General features: G+C 56.6%; 15 protein-coding genes and 1 tRNA gene. 6 read left to right on the forward strand and 10 right to left on the reverse strand.

Annotation, left to right across the window (positions count from 1 at the left end; genetic code table 11):
* Window positions 1-291 precede the first annotated feature (291 nt).
* Window positions 292-376: transfer RNA gene (locus AC3B5A_RS05300), tRNA-Ser, on the reverse strand.
* A 291-nt stretch (window positions 377-667) separates the two neighbouring features.
* Here AC3B5A_RS05300 and glf point away from each other — a divergent pair.
* The 4 genes from glf (at window position 668) to fni (ending at window position 6681) form a co-directional block, all read left to right on the forward strand.
* Window positions 668-1870, forward strand: a complete 1203-nt coding sequence (gene glf / locus AC3B5A_RS05305) for a UDP-galactopyranose mutase (protein WP_489799420.1) — start codon at window positions 668-670, stop codon at window positions 1868-1870.
* 247 nt (window positions 1871-2117) lie between these two features.
* Window positions 2118-3230, forward strand: coding sequence for a mevalonate kinase (gene mvk, locus AC3B5A_RS05310; RefSeq protein ID WP_489799422.1), 1113 nt, complete (start codon window positions 2118-2120; stop codon window positions 3228-3230).
* 22 nt (window positions 3231-3252) lie between these two features.
* Entirely contained in the window at window positions 3253-4245 is a 993-nt protein-coding gene (mvaD, locus tag AC3B5A_RS05315) for a diphosphomevalonate decarboxylase (protein WP_489799424.1), read from the forward strand.
* Window positions 4246-4356: 111 nt separating this feature from the next.
* Window positions 4357-6681: a type 2 isopentenyl-diphosphate Delta-isomerase gene (gene fni / locus AC3B5A_RS05320; protein ID WP_489799426.1), complete on the forward strand. Its 2325-nt coding sequence runs from the start codon at window positions 4357-4359 to the stop codon at window positions 6679-6681.
* A gap of 9 nt (window positions 6682-6690) precedes the next feature.
* Here the strand turns inward: fni and AC3B5A_RS05325 are convergent, their stop codons facing one another.
* The 3 genes from AC3B5A_RS05325 to AC3B5A_RS05335 all read right to left on the reverse strand — a co-directional run bounded on the left by AC3B5A_RS05325 (window position 6691) and on the right by AC3B5A_RS05335 (window position 8822).
* Entirely contained in the window at window positions 6691-7563 is an 873-nt protein-coding gene (locus tag AC3B5A_RS05325) for a YwiC-like family protein (protein ID WP_489799427.1), read from the reverse strand.
* Window positions 7564-7618: 55 nt separating this feature from the next.
* Window positions 7619-8257: a uracil phosphoribosyltransferase gene (gene upp / locus AC3B5A_RS05330; RefSeq protein WP_489799429.1), complete on the reverse strand. Its 639-nt coding sequence runs from the start codon at window positions 8255-8257 to the stop codon at window positions 7619-7621.
* Window positions 8258-8468: 211 nt separating this feature from the next.
* The gene (locus tag AC3B5A_RS05335) at window positions 8469-8822 is read right to left on the reverse strand and encodes a hypothetical protein (RefSeq protein ID WP_489799431.1); all 354 of its coding nucleotides are present in this window, start codon (window positions 8820-8822) and stop codon (window positions 8469-8471) included.
* Between the two features lie 350 nt (window positions 8823-9172).
* Here AC3B5A_RS05335 and AC3B5A_RS05340 point away from each other — a divergent pair, with 350 nt between their 5' ends.
* The gene (locus AC3B5A_RS05340) at window positions 9173-10396 is read left to right on the forward strand and encodes an ATP-binding protein (protein ID WP_489799433.1); all 1224 of its coding nucleotides are present in this window, start codon (window positions 9173-9175) and stop codon (window positions 10394-10396) included.
* A gap of 296 nt (window positions 10397-10692) precedes the next feature.
* Here the strand turns inward: AC3B5A_RS05340 and AC3B5A_RS05345 are convergent, their stop codons facing one another.
* On the reverse strand, window positions 10693-11379 hold the full coding sequence (locus tag AC3B5A_RS05345) for an ABC transporter ATP-binding protein (RefSeq protein WP_489799435.1): 687 nt from the start codon (window positions 11377-11379) through the stop codon (window positions 10693-10695).
* Window positions 11380-12657: a hypothetical protein gene (locus AC3B5A_RS05350; RefSeq protein ID WP_489799437.1), complete on the reverse strand. Its 1278-nt coding sequence runs from the start codon at window positions 12655-12657 to the stop codon at window positions 11380-11382.
* A 331-nt stretch (window positions 12658-12988) separates the two neighbouring features.
* Here AC3B5A_RS05350 and AC3B5A_RS05355 point away from each other — a divergent pair, with 331 nt between their 5' ends.
* Window positions 12989-13276: a hypothetical protein gene (locus tag AC3B5A_RS05355; RefSeq protein ID WP_489760919.1), complete on the forward strand. Its 288-nt coding sequence runs from the start codon at window positions 12989-12991 to the stop codon at window positions 13274-13276.
* A gap of 32 nt (window positions 13277-13308) precedes the next feature.
* On the opposite strand, the gene AC3B5A_RS05360 is transcribed toward AC3B5A_RS05355, so the two are convergent.
* From AC3B5A_RS05360 to AC3B5A_RS05375, 4 genes are all read right to left on the reverse strand, one after another.
* Window positions 13309-13893, reverse strand: a complete 585-nt coding sequence (locus AC3B5A_RS05360) for a hypothetical protein (RefSeq protein ID WP_489760948.1) — start codon at window positions 13891-13893, stop codon at window positions 13309-13311.
* Between the two features lie 202 nt (window positions 13894-14095).
* The gene (locus AC3B5A_RS05365; RefSeq protein ID WP_489760920.1) at window positions 14096-15208 is read right to left on the reverse strand and encodes an NUDIX hydrolase; all 1113 of its coding nucleotides are present in this window, start codon (window positions 15206-15208) and stop codon (window positions 14096-14098) included.
* 28 nt (window positions 15209-15236) lie between these two features.
* Window positions 15237-17459, reverse strand: coding sequence for an RNA degradosome polyphosphate kinase (locus AC3B5A_RS05370; RefSeq protein WP_489760921.1), 2223 nt, complete (start codon window positions 17457-17459; stop codon window positions 15237-15239).
* Between the two features lie 39 nt (window positions 17460-17498).
* Window positions 17499-19025 (reverse strand): RCC1 domain-containing protein, encoded by a 1527-nt coding sequence (locus AC3B5A_RS05375; protein WP_489799439.1) that lies wholly within the window; start codon window positions 19023-19025, stop codon window positions 17499-17501.
* Window positions 19026-19154 lie beyond the last annotated feature (129 nt).

Consider the following 19154-nt stretch of genomic DNA (forward strand, 5'->3'; position numbering starts at 1 on the left):
TAAATTGGGCTTGATGCAATGAACTGACCGGCATTCCAGTGAGGTTGGAGTAGCGCGCGTAAACGTGAAGAATGATAATCGGCAAATATAAGGGAATTGTTTAGTTAACGACTTGGTTTAGTGACGTAAATCACACAGAGATGCATTTACGTAGAGTATATCGTTGCAGCAGCTACATATGTTATTGAAATATTGCTGCCTATGTGAACTTGGTGCAGTCGACGGTGTCAAATATGAAAACCCAAGATGGCGAACCCAGAATGCTAGCGTTCAGCGTTCTGGGCTATTGAGCGGAGGATACGAGATTCGAACTCGTGAGGCTGTAACACCAACACGCTTTCCAAGCGTGCGCCATAGACCACTAGGCGAATCCTCCACAGACTGGTCTGTGTTGCCAAGAACACCTGCCCAATCAGCTTGAGTACTGTACCACGTGCCCCCGGACTTCGTTGCTGCGGTGTGGCGCAGGTGTGGTGTGCTCGGGCATGGTGTGGGTGATGAAGGAGTCTGATAAAGCGATGTCGCGGTAGGCAAAGGAACAGATGAAATGTGCGTTCGTCGGTTTGATGTGGATAATGAGAGTGGACGTATATGGTGCATGACGCGGCGACTCTGGCAGTTAAGCTGAGGCATCATTGAGGAAGATTTGCTGATAAGTGGAGGCAATATGGCTGAGACGAACGAGGGAACCAAGGCGGCGTTGAGCGATGCTGAGCTGCCTGATTTGGTGATTGTAGGCGCAGGCCTGTTTGGTCTGACGGTGGCGCAGCAAGCTGCGGAACTTGCCGGTGCGCGCGTACAGATTATCGATGTGCGTGACCATATCGGCGGCAATGCATACTCCTACATGGACGAAGAGACCGGCGCAGAAATTCACCAGTATGGTGCGCATCTGTTCCACACTTCCAATCAGCGGGTGTGGGATTACGTTAACCGTTTCACTGAGTTCACCGACTATCAGCACCGTGTCTATACCACGCATGACGGTGAGGTTTACCCGCTGCCCATCAACCTGGGCACCATTAACCAGTTCTTCCATGCACACTACACTCCTGCCGAAGCCAAGCGTCTTGTCGAGGAGCAGGCGGGTGAGCTGGCGGGCACCGATCCGCAGAATCTCAATGACAAGGGTGTGCAGCTCATCGGCAGGCCGCTCTATGAGGCGTTTATCAAGAATTACACCGCTAAGCAGTGGCAGACGGCTCCTGAGGATCTGCCTGCGGACATCATCAAGCGTTTGCCGGTGCGTTTCAACTACGATAACCATTATTTCAAGGACACTTGGGAGGGGTTGCCGAAGGACGGCTACACCAAGTGGATGGAACGTATGATCGACGATCCGAAGATTTCGGTCAAGTTGGGCGTTGACTTCTTCGATGAGAGCCAGCCGTGGAACAAGAAGGCTTTGGTGGGGCGTGTGCCGGTGGTGTACACCGGGCCGGTTGACCGTTACTTTGACTATGAGCTGGGCGATTTGAAGTGGCGTACCGTGGACTTCAAAGAGCAGCGCTATGACGAAGAGGATCACTTCGGCACAGCGGTGATGAATTACGCAGATTCCGATGTTCCTTATACCCGTGCCATCGAGTTCAAGAATTTCAACCCTGAACGCAAGGATGCTCAGAACCCTAACAAGACCGTTGTGTGGGAGGAGTACAGCCGTTCTGCCGAGCGTGGCGATGAGCCGTACTACCCGGTGAACACGGACGAGGATCGTAGCCTCTATCAGTCCTACAAAGACAAGGCGGCAAGCGAGCCGAAGGTGGTATTTGGCGGACGTTTGGGCACGTATGCCTACTATGACATGCATCAGGTCATCAATTCCGCGTTGGTGGCCTATGAGAAGCAGATTGCGCCGTTGCTGGCGTAGTGTGCTGCAACGTGTTGCTGTGCGCTGAATTGGTATGAGTCCCGCGCTGACCTGTCATGGTTGGTGCGGGACTTTTGTATGGTGACAGATGTGTTGCAAGTCACTGAGTTCACAAATTCTCCACAATCTTTCCATAATCTTCACAGCTTTCCGCGTGAGTCCACACCAAGTTCACAACTGGTCGCATAGACTTATGGACGGAAAAGAAGCGTGTGCTGATTGCGGTGCACAGGATGAGAGGGGCCCTATGGCATCGGTTGGATATGGTGAGACGTGGGCCAAAGCCATCCTTATGGGTGAGCATTCTGTAGTGTACGGTTATCCGGCTGTAGCGGTGCCTATTCGTCAGCTCACCATGCGTGCCTGGGCCAAGCCGGTGGCCGGAGAGCATTGTGGTGAAGGAGGAGTGCTGCGGGCGCTTGACTATTCCGGGCCGCTGCGTCAAGCAGGTGATCGTTTCGGTGGTGTGGTGAGAGCGGTGGATGTGGCTCGCCGATTTGCGGGTAAGCCGGATGCTGAGTTTGACATTATGACCGAATGCAGTTTTCCGGCAGGGCGAGGCATGGGGTCCTCGGCGGCTTCGGCTGGTGCGGTAATTCGTGCCGTGCTTGATTCGTGTGGGGTGCATGCTGGGCGCAGGCAGCTCATGGAACTGACGCAACAGGCGGAAGTCGTGACGCATGGCAATCCGTCGGGTTTGGACACCGTTACCACGTGCTCGCCGGTGCCGGTGTCGTTTACGATGGGCAAGGCTCGGCCGCTGAACCTCAAGGCTGATGCACACTTGGTCATTGCTGATTCCGGTGTTGTTGGCAGTACCCGTGAGGCTGTGAATCTAGTAAGGAAACAGCGCGAACATGATGAGTCTCGCGTGGTGTCCATCATGAACCGTCTGGGCTGGTTGGCGAAAGGTGCGCAGGGGGACTTGGAATGCGGGGATATGCCTGGGCTGGGTGAGCGTATGACTGCGGCGCATGGCCTGCTGTCTCGTTTGGGGGTCAGTCACCCGGTGCTTGATGTTTTGGTCGCGGCCGCTCAAGGTGCTGGTGCGTTGGGGTCTAAGTTGACCGGTGGCGGCTTGGGCGGTTGCATGGTGGCATTGTGTGCGACGCGCCGTGAGGCGAGTGATGTGCGTGAAGCGCTGCTCTGTGCTGGCGCGGTCGATGTGTGGGTGCATAGGTTGCGTGATGCGGCGCTGCCTGATGGGCAGGAACCCAGTGAATTTGCGGGAACGGGGCATGCCATCGGTGAGATGCAGCATACGCATGAGGCTCGTGTAACGGGTGCTCGTAAACTCGGGAAGTCAGGTCTTGTTGGTGCGGGAACCACTGACTCGCTGGTAGCTGTTCCGGTGCGTTAATGCTGATGATAGGCTCAAACATATGACTGACGGCTTATCTACAGCGCGTGCCAATGCGAATATCGCGCTTATCAAATATTGGGGCAAGGCTGATGAACGGCTGATGATTCCGATGGCTTCAAGTCTGTCGTTGACGCTTGAGGGCTTGGAGACTCGTACCAGTGTTGAGTTTGATGAAAGCGCTGGCACGGTTCGCTCTGGCGCGATTGCGGACGAGTTGAGCATTGACAGCAAAGTGCAAACCGGGACTTCGTTGCGGCGAGTCAGTGACTTTCTCGATATTGTGCGCAATATGGCCGGCATTGATGCTCCTGCTCGAGTGGTGTCAACCAATACGGTGCCTTATGGTGCCGGTCTTGCCAGTTCGGCGTCAGCTTTTGCGGCTTTAGCTGCGGCGGCGAGCAAAGCGGCGGGTCTGAATCTGGACAAACGTGAACTGTCTCGGCTTGCACGGCGTGGTTCTGGGTCTGCGTGCCGATCGATTTATGGCGGTCTGGTGCAGTGGCATGCTGGCACGGACGATGAGACGTCGTATGCGGAACCTATCGATTCCGATATGGATTTGGCTATCGTTGTGGTTGAGATCTCGGGGAAGCAAAAGCCGATTTCCAGTCGCGAGGCCATGCGGCGTACGGTGGCCACGTCTCCGCTGTATATGGCATGGATCGAGGAATGTGCTGACGATTTGCATGATGCCTTGGATGCGGTGCGTGCTGGTGATGTGGCAAGGCTTGGGGAGCTCGCGGAAGCGAATTCGATGGGAATGCACGCTACCATGATGACTTCGCGCCCTGCGGTATTGTATTGGCTGCCTGCCAGTGTGGCGGCATTGCGAGCTGTGGCCGAGGTCCGCGAGTCCGGTCTTGGTGCATGGGCCACGATGGATGCCGGTCCCAATGTCAAGGTGCTGACGGAGGGGCGTGATGCGCAAGCGGTTGCGCGGGCATTGCGCGAATGCTTGCCGGAGTGCGCCGTGAGTGTGCATCATGCCGGTGGTGGAGTGCAGTTTGAATAGTTAATTTGCATGTTATGCATTTTAATGGTATAATGAACTTATAAAGAAGGCTGTGCTGAATAATTAGCGTAGCTATGCATTTTTGGTACGTATACGGGAATGGGAGTGATTATGAATGGGGTAGGGCAGGGGTTGGAAACGCTTGTGTCTCGCGTTGGCGCGGCACAGGGGCTGCCTGCTGAGACTCTGGCTTCCGCTCCTGGCAAACTGTATCTTGCGGGCGAGTATGCAGTGGTGGAGTCTGGGCATCCGGCGCTGTTGGTCGCCGTCAGCAAGATGCTTACCGTTCAAGTTTCGTTAGTTCGTGACGGGCAGCGTTTTGGTAATGGTGAGGCCGTCGGCCGCATCCATTCTGAGGGTCATCCCGAAGCTTCCGTAACATGGCGAAGGCGTGGAGGCAAGGCTGTTCCCGACTTGGAACAACCGGGCGCAGCGTTCGTTCTAGGGTCGATTCATGCAGTTGAAGAGCTGGCTGTAGCCCAAGGGCGCCCAATGCGCATGTACGATATTTCCATCGAAAGCGAGTTGGATGATATCTCGGGGCGCAAGTATGGCCTGGGTTCTTCAGCTGCCGTCACCGTCGCGGTCACGCGGGCTCTGCTTCAGTTCTACGGCTTGTCGCTCACCCCTATGCAGCAATACAAATTAGTGTTTGCGGCATCAAGCAGAGCGCAGAAGGTTGGTTCTGGCGGAGACTTGGCAGCCAGCCTGTTCGGGGGCTGCATCAGGTTCACTGCAGTGGAGAGACAGTGGATTACAGCCAGACTGCAGGATACTCCACTCGCAGATGTGATTGACATGCCGTGGCCGGGTTTGAGCGTGGACAGAGTGGATGCACTCAGTGGGGCGCATACCTTAAGTTTTATGGCCGGTTGGACCGGTAGCCCGGCTTCCACGTCGGCATTGGTTTCTCGAGTGCAAGGCCATAGTGTCGCTGACCATGAGCAACGTTATAACGCGTTCTTAAACAGCAGTGATGAGGTTGTTGACGCTTTGGTGCAAGCATTGTCGGCGGACGATGTGCAAGCCGTAGGCCATTTGATCGCACGCGCCCGAGCTCTGCTGGGCGACTTGTCAGAGTTTTCGGGGACACTCATCGAGACACCTCAGCTGACCAAATTGATTGCAATTGCGCTCGAGCATGGTGCCGCGGCGAAAAGCTCCGGAGCGGGTGGTGGTGATTGCGGTATCGCCATTGTGTCGCAAGGCTCCCAGCGCGAGACAATAGCTCGGCAATGGCAACAGGCCGGCATCGTACCGCTCGAAGTGCACGTGACTGAACCGCTTATGCCGTTGTCGGCTTGGGGAGAGGGGCCGTATGCCACCGGCTCGGGCGCAAATCGCAAGGATGACCATGTGCGCTTGGCTTTGGAACAGCACGAGCACGAGGGGAACAATGCGTTTGACGACATGCGCTTTGTGCACCACAGTTTGGGCAGTATCTCTGCGAGTGCGGTGAGCGCACAGACCTGCGTGTGCACGGCCTCTTGGGATCAGCCTTTTTATATCAATGCCATGACTGGTGGGTCGGCGAGCACCGGCAACATCAACGAAGTATTGGCCCGTGTGGCCGGTGCCACCGGAGTGGCGATAGCTTCAGGCTCTCAACATGCCGCATTGCGGCACCCTGATTTGGTTCCGACGTTTTCGACCATTCGTGACCATACCGACGGCTTTGTATTCGCCAACATCGGTCCCACCGTTTCGCCTCAAGAGGCTCAGGCTGCGGTGGAGATGATTCATGCCGACGCATTGCAAGTGCACATCAACGCCGTGCAAGAGACCGTCATGCCTGAAGGTGCTCGTGATTTTAGTGACTGGCTGGAACGTATCCAAGCCATTGTGAACGCCGTGTCTGTGCCGGTGGTCGTGAAGGAAGTTGGGTTTGGTATGAGTTCTCGTACTGTAAACCGACTTGCTCAGTTGGGAGTGCATACTGTGGATGTCAGTGGCAGGGGAGGCACTGACTTCGCGCGGATTGAAAACGGTCGGCGTCGTCAGCACGAATATGGTTTTATGGCAGGCTGGGGGCAGTCTACGCTGCTGAGTCTGCTTGACGTGACTCGTGAACAGGCGGAAGGCAATGCGCGAGATATGTCAGGTTGCGCTGGGGAAGGGCGTAGCCGGCAGATGTCGATTCTAGCCTCCGGTGGTGTACGCAATCCGCTCGACGTGGTAAAAGCCTTGGCATTGGGGGCTGATGCTGTCGGGGTTTCAGGTCATTTTCTACATGTGTTGAAAGTACAAGGTGAACGAGCCCTGACTGAAGAAGTAGAGCGTTGGAAAGAAGAGATTCAATCGCTGATGGCCTTACTGGGGGCGCCCACCGTAGCCGATTTGCGCCACACGGACTTGCTTATCACTGGTACCAGCGCACAAGAGGCAGAGCTGCTCGGCATTGATCTGCGCGCTTACGCACGTCGTTCGGCCTGCTGACCGCAGCAGCTACAAGGTCAGCACGGCTACCAGAAAGTTCATCAGGCTGGTGGCAATCTCCACCAGACCTACATGAACAGGCTTTAACCGTGCGCCTATTTTCGGTAACACCGCGGCTCTGGCAAGCAGAACCAGAGCCGCGATTCCCCAGGCCGTATGCCCAGCGAATGCAAGAGGCACCAATGCAATGTGATACACCACTGAAAGCGCGTAATATTTAGCGTGCCCGCGCTCGCGAATCATGGTTTTCACGAATAGCACCGAAGCGTATTCGGTGGTAATAAACAGCAAGGCCGTCACCACGGCAGTTTGCGGTATGGATTGTGCCTGTGCGGGAATGCTTGAGAAGTAATGCGCGCCAAGTGTCACCGAGATGCCGCCCAACAGTCCTGCGCATAGGACTGATACCGCATTGCCGAGCAGTGTGCGTTCAGTACGCGTGTAAGCGGTAACGAAGGAGAGCACCGCCAAAAGCATCAATATCGGCAGCCACACTAATAGCGATGGGATAGTGGCCAGTAGAGGGATACCCGTGATGGCAACACCGAGAGCATAGGTTGCTGCAGGAACCAGGTAGAGGTGCAGTCGTGTGCGCGAAGCTTCGCTGAGCGTGCTTGCCTTGATGGGCTTCGTGGTTTTGGTTCGTTTGCGCAGCAAGTGGGACAGCACTGCGAGAAAACGCGCGGTACTGAATTGGAAGCAGTAGCACAGCGTCCACACGGCCAGAAGCCACAGGTTGCGCCAACTCGGTCCGCCGATGAACACGCCGGCCAGAGCAGGCGCCAGCGCCATAAACCAAGCCCCGGGCTGATCCGGTATCCAACGTTTGACGTGTTTTCCGGTTCCGCTCGGGGCTTGCTGTGATGGTGTCGACTGTGTCATGGTGCTGAATTCTAACCGAATTTCAGCGAGACTTCTAGAGTGTCATGCCAAAATATTAGTCGATGAGACCGTAGAGACGGTCGCCGGCATCGCCCAGGCCCGGCACGATGTAACCCTGCTTGTTGAGGCTCTCGTCCACACCGCACACCACGACCTTGAAGTCGATGCTCGGGTCGATGGTCTCTTCAACCTTTTTCAGGCCTTCAGGAGCGGCGATGATGTTGATGGCGGTGATGTCCTTTGCGCCACGCTCCGCCAAATAGTGGGTGGCTGCCACGAGAGTGCCGCCAGTGGCGAGCATCGGGTCGAGCAGGAAGCACTGACGGCCGGTCAGGTCTTCGGGCAGGCGGTTCGCATAGGTGATGATGTCCAGCGTGTCTTCGTCACGCTTCATGCCTAGGAAGCCGACCTCGGCGGTGGGCAGCAGCTTGGTCATGCCGTCGAGCATGCCCAAGCCTGCGCGCAGCACCGGAACCACCATGGGGCGCGGCTTGGCCAGGTGCTTGCCGGTCATGGTGCAAATGGGGGTTTCGATTTCGCGATCCTCGACGTCGAGGTTGCGTGTGGCTTCGTAGGCTTCGAGCGTGACCAGCTCGGAGACCAGCTCGCGGAAAATATTGGACGGGGTGTTCTTGTCGCGCAGTACGGTGAGCTTATGCTCCACCAGCGGGTGTTCTAAAACATGAAGTTGCATGGTTTCAACTCTAGTACCAGCTGTGCCTTTTGTTGGATGACCTCGCTACTAGAGACGAACTGTTGTCACCTTTGGTTTACCGTTAAGGCCGGCAAGAGCGTGCCTTCCTGTCACCGGCCCAGTCGTTTGCTCCCCGCTTGCCGACATCCGCGTCATTTGTGCGATTCAATCTCCGGTTCGGTACTGAATAACAGGATGCCAACACCTCTTCTTACGCCTCCTTTATGGAATCCGTGATATCAGCATGGCGATGGGCTATAAAGCAAACGTCGCCTTGTGTGCATGGACTTCTGTATACTGTTCGAGGTGAAACTGATTCGTCCATTTTTGAAACAGAGAGAACTTTGCCTGTTTCTACGGAAAGAACGATGTGCATCTCTTCGTCTCCGAGGCCGTGCGTGAGTAGATCTTGAAGTTCTTTCGAGTTGTGAACGTTAAGATCTCGTGAAACTTCAGTGCCGTCGATGATGATGGTATCGGTTTGAGCAGCAGAAGCGGTTAATGGGGTGATGGCAAGTACGAGCGCAATGAGCGCTCCTGCCGCGATTGATAATTTCTTGTTCATGGGAATTCCTGACTATGGTTGGAATCTCAAGCACTACTCCCTGAGAAGGTTTGGTTTGTTGGGTTTCATGCCCCAATGCGTGATGCATGTCACCTATTGACGAGCGTAACAGAAGGTTATGGGATGCACAATATATTGCCTCAAGTCATGTAGAGCAGTTGTTTGGTGCGATCGACACCTTGTTGGTGAAACGTCTATCTTTGCAGCAATATCACAAAAGTTTCGTCAGTCTATTGATGAAACTTTATATTTTGGCAAAGTTGTTTCAGTAGATTGACAAAACTTTGTAAAATAGCCTAAACTTTTCAGTAGACTGATGAAACTTTCTGAGGAAGCGAGGCGTATATCCCATGGCATCACCTGAAACCAATATCAAGCGCCCGTATTACAGCAACTGGCTCAACCGTTGGCAAGACAAAAAGGTCATCAAGGTGGTTACCGGCATGCGGCGTAGCGGCAAATCCACCATATTGCAGATGTTCCGCGAAAGCATCGCAGTATCACAGCCGTCCGCCACCATCATCACCATTAACTTCGAAAGCATGGATGCGGACTATCCGACTGATGCCAAAGGGCTGTACTCATATGTTGAGCGTCAGCTGCAGCCGGGACGCAACTATGTGTTCTTGGACGAGGTTCAGCATGTGGATCATTTCGAGAAGGCGGTGGATGCACTCTATGTTCGTCCGGATATTGACCTGTATATCACTGGTTCCAACGCATACCTGCTGTCGAGCGAACTGTCCACGCTGCTTACTGGAAGATACGTGGAGCTGACCATGCATCCGCTCTCATTCGCAGAATACCGGTCTACACGTTCTGCAGAAGAGCCTGTTGACCAGTCATTTAACCGGTACCTAACCTATGGCGGGCTGCCATATACTGTTTTTCTTGACGATGACCAAAGTATTGCCGACTATCTCAGCGGCGTGTTCAATACCATTTTGGTACGTGATATCGCCGTGCGAACGCCGACAATGAATGTTGCCGCATTCATGGAAGTTACCTCGTTCCTGGCGGACAATATCGGCAATATCACGTCCGCAAACGGAATTGCCAAGGCCATGAGTCAGAGTCATCGTATTTCGCAGAACACCGTGCGTGAATATATTGCTGAATTGCAGCGCAATTTCTTGCTGTGGAGAGCCGATCGGTACGACATCAAAGGCAAGGAATATCTTCGTACACTCGAGAAGTATTATCTTGGTGACCTCGGTTTCCGCTTTTGGATGTTGGGGAAGGATGGCGATGACGTGGGACATCGCATCGAGAACGTGGTGTACCTCGAGCTCAAGCGACGGTACCGCACCGTGAATATCGGCAAAGTGGGCAGTGCAGAAGTTGACTTTGTTGCGCAGCGCAACGGTGAGAAGCATTATTTTCAAGTGTCGCAGACGGTATTGGACGAGCGCACGCGAGCTCGTGAACTGGCACCGTTTAACAACATCGACGATCATCATCCTAAAACATTGCTCACCCTTGACCGTATCGGTACTGGTAACTATGAGGGTGTTGCGCACCTCAACGTGCTGGATTGGCTGTTGGACGTTGAGGGTACCGAGAGCGAGTTATGAGCCATGGCTGTGTGCTGTGTACCGCCGGTAATTCACTCGGCCCGGTAATCTCTGAACCTGCAGCACATAAAGTCCATTTTGCTGCATGGCCTGATACTAGACCTAAAAGAAAAAGCACCGAACCGCGAAAGCGCCTGTCGGCGCGGACGCCGCTCGCAGCGGCAAAAAATGAAGCCCGGGGCTTAAGCACGGTCCAGTGCTTTCTCCCAGTATAGCGGCAACGGTGCGTTACACGCCCAGCAAAAGGCAGGAACATATGTGCACTATATGGTGATATGGGTCACTCAATATACCGGTCATTCGAATTCGCGCTCTAGGGAATGCAGGTCGCTGTGCGCGATCTGCTCCAGCCGTCCTGATCTCAGCATGAGCACGCGGGTGGAAGTCTGCGCGGCCAAACGGATGGAATGCGTGGAGACGATAATCAGCCTCCCCTCCTCGCGCAGTGTGGCAAGCAAGTGCTGAAACACGGCGAATTGCGAAGGATCAAGACCATTAGTGGGCTCGTCGAGAATGATGATTTCCGGCTCATGCAGCAGTGTGACCAACAAGTGGAACCTCGCCTTGCTGCCGGTGGACAGCGTGCCGACGGGACTGTCGCGATACTGTTCCAAGCCCAGCAAGGACTCGTACCTGCGCAGTGCGGCCTGCATCGCGCGGCGAGTGAGACCTCTCAACGATGCCACCATGCCGGTCATCTCCGAGACGGTCAAGCGGTCGTACGTAAAGAACGAGCTGCTCATATAGCCGATGCGATCGGTCGGGTACTGTACCGCAAGGCCATCGACACCATACCCGACTGAGCCTCCCTGCGGTTCCAGATTGTTGGTGATGAGGTCAAGCAGCGTGGTCTTGCCTGCGCCGTTCTTGCCCAGCAGGGTAGTGACGTCGCCGCTGTGAAAATTGGTGGAAGCATGGTCGATGATCACCTGCGAACTGGGGTAGGAGAACGTCAGATCCTGCAATGAGATGGTCCATGGCATTTATCGAATCTCCTTGACTGCACAATATGCTCGCACTGCTGCACGTGCGCGGTAGCTGCTGACCGTCGCTGCCGGCAGTACGAGTACGAGCGCCACCACGGAGGGGAGCGCCAGCACTGCGGCGATGACAATGACGAGGTAGGTTCCCGCAAAAATAAGTGCAACATGTTGCGGTATGGCATACATACCCGAAGGCCTACCGCGGTAGCGAACCGACAGCCGGACGGCGAGAGCAAAACCGATGAGATACATGAAGCAGGCACCGACCGCACCTGCCAGTGCTTCCATGACGGAGACAGACGGCCTGAGGGCGCTCGCCGCTGCTGCGAAGAGGCTTGGAAGACCAACGCATACGGCAGCGATTGGCATTAGTTGCTTGCGCAACAATATGGCAATGTTCATGCCTTCGCGCCGCAGCGTGGCTAGCTCGGCATGCTGCCCTGCAATCGCGTTTAGCGCGAACTGGTCAAGCGCTGCAAGCGAGACGAGCAGCCCGCATACGAACCACAAGCCAGGGATATGAGGTTCGAGCCACACCATTATCGCCAGTGCGAGGCGGGCGTTGAGGCGCCAGCCTGACGAGGAGTGTGAGGTGATGCGGCGGGTGGTGCGCAAGTGGTAGCGTGCGCGGTCGCGGGCATGCAGCGTCTGTGCGCCGGTGACCGCTGTCAGCGCGATGACGGTGATGAGTACTGCTGGCAGAGTGCGATTGACGAGCATAATGGCGCACGCTGCCACGGGTAGGGTGAGTTCTACAACCGGCAACGCTTTGACGGCAACAAGATATATCGGCAAGAGCAGTGCTGACGCGGTGAGGAACCAGTAGAGCGTGGATGCTGAGCGGAATATCAATGCCAGCGGTGCCAGAAGCAGCATGCCGGAAAGAGTGGTGACAACGAAACGAAGCCATCGATGCGCGCCAACGCGAAAACCGGCGACAGTGTTGGCAAAGAAGCGGTCTTGCTCAGGGTCGTCGGTGTACATGACATAGAACAGAACGGTCATCGCCGAGAGCAGACTCAGTATGGCTTGTACCATGGTGAGGTTGATGCCGCTGCCGGCACTGTTGGCTCCGATGCTTAAGCCCCACGCGGCCAAAATTGCGGTTCCTTCGATGACGATGCCAGGGATAACGGTTTCGCTGAGCAGCTGCTTAATACTGCGGTGTTGGTACCGAAACTGCGTGGAGCGCGCCCGGGCGGAAGCCGCCCACGGTGGCGGGCCTGATGCCGCTCGATGGTTGAGCGAACGTTTGCTCACTGCGGCGTGTTTTCCCATATGCCTAGCGTAAATGATGCACTGCACAGCATGGTGCTGGAGTCTCGGATGCTAAGCGTGGAGCAGATGTGCAGCGCGTCATCAGGATAATGGATAACGGTTATCGTGATTGCTCTTGACATGCATATGATGCGTCGTTCATAGTGGTTATGGCGATTTTGCTGTAAAGGATATTGATATGAATCCCAATTCTCAGGTTACGCAGGCGGAGGTTGCGTATTTGCGTCACGAAATCGAAGGCCTTCGTGAGGAGGTTGCCAGTTTGCGTGGTCTCATACGCTCGTTTGCGGTCTCTGTCAAGTTTCGCCCTGATCAACCGTATGAGGCTTTTATGGCTGAACATATGATTGAGGACGATCAAAGGGGCACGCTGGGCGTTTTGATGCTGATCATCTTGAACCGCGCGGCTGAGGGTGACCCGCTCATTCCTTTAGGACCGCATGCGTCGAAGGTTGAGATTTATCGCGAGGCATACAAGAAGGAGCCGATTACTACTGATGAGGCGTTGCGCCTTATCGGCAAGCTGCTCGGTGGTGATACAGAGTTTGCGCGCAAGCTGCTGATCGCCCATCGTGATGCGGGTTTCGCTCCAGAGGCCTACGCGAAGCTCGACCTGTGACTATGCGCAGTCCGTGAGACAGCGGCCGTCCATCACTCCAGCCGTCCACGCCGCCACAGGTTGGCGCCGTGATGAAAGTCCCGGGCGGTGGTGTTGAGGTTGGATGCGGTGGCGAGTAAACGTGAGGCGTCAACGGCGTCACTGCTTTTGCCTCGGCGTTCCAAGGCTTTTGCCCGCAGACTCAAACCGCGCACGATGACCTCCGTGAACGCGGACGCGCGTTCGAGTGCCACGGCGAAATCACCGGTGAACGCTCCGGAGAGAATCGAATCGGCAGTACGGGCGATGTCCGCCTCGTCGGGTGCCTGGTCGACCCCGGCAATGGCTGAGGCTGCACTCAAGGAAGGTTCTCCCGCACGCCATAAACGAGCGATGAGGTCGCTGTGCCGGCGCATCCAAGTGCGTAGCAAGTAAAGGCGCCAGAGGATGCCGGGCAGCGATTCCGGTTCGGAATGGCTCCACAATTCGGCGATGATGTCCACGCCTTCGGTATCGACCAGCGTGACCACGCGTTCCACGATGTGCGGATCCTGCGTGTGATGTACTCGGTCGAGCAGCGCCGCGGCCGACGCATGGCTCATCTCGCTGATCTCCTCGGGATCGAGCCCGCCGGCCATGTGCTCGGTGAGCGCCGGATCCAGCTGAGTGGGACGGGACGGTCTGGATGAGCCGGTGCGGGCAGGAGCAAAGCCGGGGCGTGCAGAATTGACCGAGCCGGAACTGTAGTGCGTGGAGGAAACGGTGCGCACGTGGAAGCTGGAACCGCCAACGATGCCGAGGCTGCCGAAACCATTGAACACTGCGGGGAAAGCGAACGAATTAATAGACAAGTGGGGCCATTCTTTGAATATCGATAATGCGCGGTCCGTCCGGGGTTCGAACCAGGAACAAGGCTACGGCATTGCCGGTGGCCATGTACGGGGATTTCGCAACGAGCTGCTTTGCGTTCATCTTTGAACGGCATAAGGTTCGTAGATGTTCGAAAATGCCGCCGATGACCGGACGATGCAAGCAGATGAGTGTGGATCCGCTGCGATACGCGGCACCGGTTTCAAACATGCCGTCTTCGCCGCATTCGGTGCCTAGGGTGGTTTCGATTTCCTGCTCGATGCGCTGCCAAGCGGCCTGAGGGGAGTCGGCGAAAGCGTCTTCGGTAAGTTCTGGCGCGGTGGTGATGCTTAAACCGGTGTGCCATGCGTAGGATTCGATGGTCTCCATGCACCGCAGCCAAGGCGAGGAAACCAAGTTGGAAGGGTTGAAGCAGGCGAGTTCGCGTCCCAGCGCATAACTGGCCGCCGCCCCTCGCGGGGTGATGGGGCGATCGGCATCAGTGCCGTTCCAACGTTTGCGAGGTTCTGCCTTGCCGTGGCGCACGATGATGAGCGGGTGAGCGTTCAACGCCCCGTCTTCGACCCGAGCCACAAACTGGTCAAGTACGTCACGGTCGATGGAGTGCGAAAGTTTTTTGCGCGCTTTGGGTACAGAAAGCCATATCACATCATCTACTTCAGACTGTTTGGCACGGCGAATCGGCCCCAGCACTGGCCTTCGGCGCTCGGCTTCCTCGCTGCTGATAGGTTGCGCCATCCAGTAGGTCACGCGTTTAATAGTGACCGCGGACTTGCTTTTGGCCTTGGTGTGCTTGCTGTTCTGCCCCTCAGCTCCCAGCGCGTATTCCACCTGTCCCAATGTCGGGCCGAGCATCACCGCGGTGCCGCTTTCCTCCTCAATCTCGCGTACCGCAGCGTGTATTTTTGACTCTCCCTCTTCCAGTTTGCCTTTGGGCCAGCTCCAGTCGTCGTACTTTGGGCGGTGCACCAAGCACACTTCCAAGCCCTTGTAACGATTGTGCTCATCTGGTTCTGCCTTGGCGTTCCATCGATAGGGGATGCCACCTGCTGCTTCCACGACTCGTGGAGGTTGCGTATTCATGATCGTCCTGGCTTTCTGGAGTGGTACGTCAGCTGTGCTGATGTGCTTTGATGAGAAACTCTTGACAATCGATCAGTGGCTTGCCGTCCTCACTGCGAGCGTGGCGCACGTATGTGCCGTCGGGCTGCATGTGCCAGGAGGCAGTGGTGTCGGCCATCTGCAGGTCAACATAGTTGACGAGCGCTTCGACCTCATCCGGATCGTTGATACGCACCAGCGTCTCCACTCGGCGGTCGAGGTTGCGGTGCATCAGGTCTGCTGAACCGATCCACACCTCGGGGCCTTGGGTCGGTCCCTCACCGATCTGCGGGCCCACCGTGTTGGCAAACGCGTAAATGCGGCTGTGCTCAAGGAACCGGCCCAGAATGGAACGTACGCGAATGGTTTCGCTCAGCCCTGGCACCCCGGGTTTGAGCGCGCAGATGCCGCGTTCCACAATGTCGATTTTCACCCCGGCTTGGCTGGCGCGGTACAAGGCATCGATGGTCTGTTCATCCACTACCGAATTCACCTTGATTTTGATCCAGGCCTCATGGCCGGCGCGAGCTGCGTCTTCCTCTCGCCGGATGCGCTTGATAAGGCCGCTGCGAGCGGTACGCGGTGCTACCAGCAGGCGGTGGAAGCTGGACTTGGGCGCGTAACCGGAAAGCTGGTTGAACAGTTTGGCCACATCTTGGCCGACCACCGGGTCGCAGGTCAGCAACCCCAAATCGGTGTAGAGCCGTGCAGTCTTCGGGTTGTAGTTACCGGTACCCACGTGGCAGTAGCGGCGCAGCCCATCGGCGTCTTGTCTCACTACAAGCGAGAGTTTGCAGTGCGTCTTGAGTCCTACGATGCCGTACACCACGTGTACGCCCGCACGTTCGAGCTTGCGTGCCCACGCGATGTTGGCGTCCTCGTCGAACCGAGCCTTGATTTCCACCAATGCCAGCACCTGCTTGCCTGCCTGTGCTGCGTCAATCAGAGCGTCGATGATGGGCGAGTCGGCCGATGTGCGGTAGAGCGTCTGTTTGATGGCCAGCACGCGCGGATCGGCCGCAGCTTGGGTAAGGAAGGCCTGTACTGAGGTGGAGAATGAATCGTATGGGTGATGAAGCAGAATATCGCGCTCGCGGATGGCGGCGAAAATGTCCTGCTGTCGGCTCGACTCCACCGTGGCTATCTGGCGGTTGGTGATGGGGATGAACGGTTTGTTCTTCAAATCCGGCCGGTCCAGACTCTGCAGCTCGAACAAGACCGTGGCGTCGAGCGGTGCCGGCACACGGTACACCTCGTCCTCGCTCACGCGCAGCCTGCTGGCCAGCAGTTGCGAGAGCATCGGGCTGGTCTGATCGGAGAGTTCGAGGCGAATCGGCGGTCCGAACCGGCGGCGCAACAGCTCCTTCTCCATGGCATTCAGCAGGTTTTCGGCATCGTCTTCCTCCACGTCGATGTCTTCGTTACGTGTCACGCGGAAGGAACGTGCCTCCTTGATGGTCATGCCGGGGAAGAGCGACTCCAGATGGGAGATGATGAGGTTCTCCATGGTGATGAAGCCGTAACGCTCTTCGCGGCTCTCCTCGTCGGTCAGATCGTCGACGGGCACCAGGCGGTTCAGATTGTCGGGAATCTTGACTCGCGCAAAGTGTGTCTTGCCGCTTGCCGGGTTCTCGACGAGCACTGCCAAGTTGATGGAACCGCCGGAGATGTACGGGAACGGGTGTGCCGGATCCACGGCCAAAGGGGTGAGCACAGGGAACACCTGCTGGCGGTAATACTTGGAAAGGCGCTCCTGCTCGGCGTTGGAGAGCTTGTCCCAACTCAACAGCACGATGTGTTCGTCGGCGAGTTCCGGCAGCAGATGATTGATGACCTGATCGGCGTGCTCGTCCTGAAGTTCGTGCGCGCGCTCGCTGATGGTGCGTAGCTGCTGGCGTGGGCTCAGGCCTGATGCTGAGGTGACGGCGATGCCCGAGTCGATGCGGCGTTTCAGACCGGCTACGCGCACCATGAAGTATTCGTCGAGGTTCGAGGCGAAGATGGCGGCGAAATTGGCGCGTTCCAGCAGCGGTTGATCCGGGTCTTCGGCAAGTTCCAGCACGCGCTGGTTAAATTTGAGCCAGCTGAGTTCGCGGTCGAAGAAGCGGTCTTTGGGCAAGGGTTGCTCTTCGGGCACCCCCTCACGTTTGGCGGGTTTTTCCGTCTCGGCGATATGCTCGGCGATCTGCTTGCGCAGCTGCGCTTTCGAGGGTGCATCAAATATCTGGGCCATGATCCTAGTGTAGACGCACGTATAGAGGTTGTGTGATGTTTATCTCGCGCCGCTTCGCGTCTGATTCCAACCGTTGGAACCCTGCTGCTGCAAGGTGCCCCAAGACCATGTGGTGCCGTTCTGGTCTATGGCCAGAGCATAGGTGTCTCCAGCGGCCATGTCGCTGAATGCGGAGTGGCTGGGCATACGTACTTGCACTGGGCTGTCTTGGTTTTTGCCGCTGCCGTCCCCGAGTGCTCCCGCATTGTTCTTGCCCCACGACCACGCGGCCCCGTCTCGGCTCAGTGCGAATGAGTTGTTGGTGCCGGCGTGTACTTCACTGAACACGGTGTTTGCGGGCATGTGCACTTTGGTGGGGCTGATTTCGATGGAAGTGGTGCCGTCGCCAAGTTGGCCAAAGTCGTTATATCCCCAGCTCCAAACTTGCCCCTTGCTGTCAAGTGCCAACGAGTGCATGCCTCCGGCGTCGACCTGCATGAAAATGGTTTGTTCCTGTGTGCGTACTTTGAACGGCACGGTGGAGTCTGCAGTGCCATCGTTGCCCAGTTCGCCGTCGCTGTTGTATCCCCACGCGTAGATGTCTCCGGTGTCGTTCAAGGCGAGCGTGTGGTAAAGGCCCGCCCTGATTTGTGTGAATTTGCCGTGTGCGGGCATGGTGACTTGTTGGGGGCGCAAGGAGTTGGTGATGGTGCCGTTGCCCAGTTCGCCCTCTCCGTTGTATCCCCATCCCCAAGCGTTGCCGTTGCTGTCAAGCGCCAACGATTGTTTGTATGAGGCGCTGATTTGGGTGAAGGTCAATGAGGAGGGGGTTTTAACCCGTACCGGCTTGTGCCGGTCAGTGGTGGTGCCGTCGCCGAGTTGTCCGGCATTGTTCAGTCCCCAAGCCCAGATGTGGCCGTCGGAGTCGAGCGCGAGGGTGTGCCAGTTCCCGGTGCTGATTTGGGTGAAGGTGATGCCGCTGGGGGCATCGGCTTTGACTGGTGTGGTGGTATCTTGCGTGGTGCCGTTGCCCAGCTCGCCCTTGAGATTGAGTCCCCAACTCCAGGCCTTGCCGTCACCGGTGAGCGCGACGGCGTGGTAAGTCCCTACGGCGACGTCGGAGAAGGTGCTGCCGGAGGGGGTCGGTGCCGGTCGCATGGTGATGTTGCTGGAACTGTTGGGATTGGCTTCCTGCGCGCGCTTGTCGGCGGCTTGCCGAACGGAGAATACGTCGAAAGCGTAGAGCCCTATGGCGAGCATCGCCAGAATCAGTATTATCGCGATGATGGTGTGGAAGAGGCGCCGACGTATGGGATGAGCGCTGTGGTTTGCGTGGCCGCGTTTATGTTCGCGCCTACGCCTTCTGGCGCGCGTATCTTTGATGATGAAGTTACCGTCGTCATCGTCACCGATGCCGGTGAAGTCCGACGTGGTAATGCTGTGCGGTTGCCTGTTTTCGCTCTCGTCGAGCCAGTTCAGCGTTGTATCGCTGTTGGTGATGGCGTGGCGTGGATCGTTTGTGTGGCTGTCCGCTTTGGCGGTATGGGGCGTTGCGTGTGAATCTTCGTGCGCACCGTTGGTCCCCATGTTCTCCTGCTGTTCGTCTATGCGTATGTGACCCAGTAACAGTGTTGTGCGTCACAGATAAATTTTATACATCTTAGAATGCTGTCACTTGTGGACAGTGCGCACGGCCGATGATGGACATATTGGCGG

The sequence above is a fragment of the Bifidobacterium sp. ESL1133 genome (assembly GCF_058107325.1).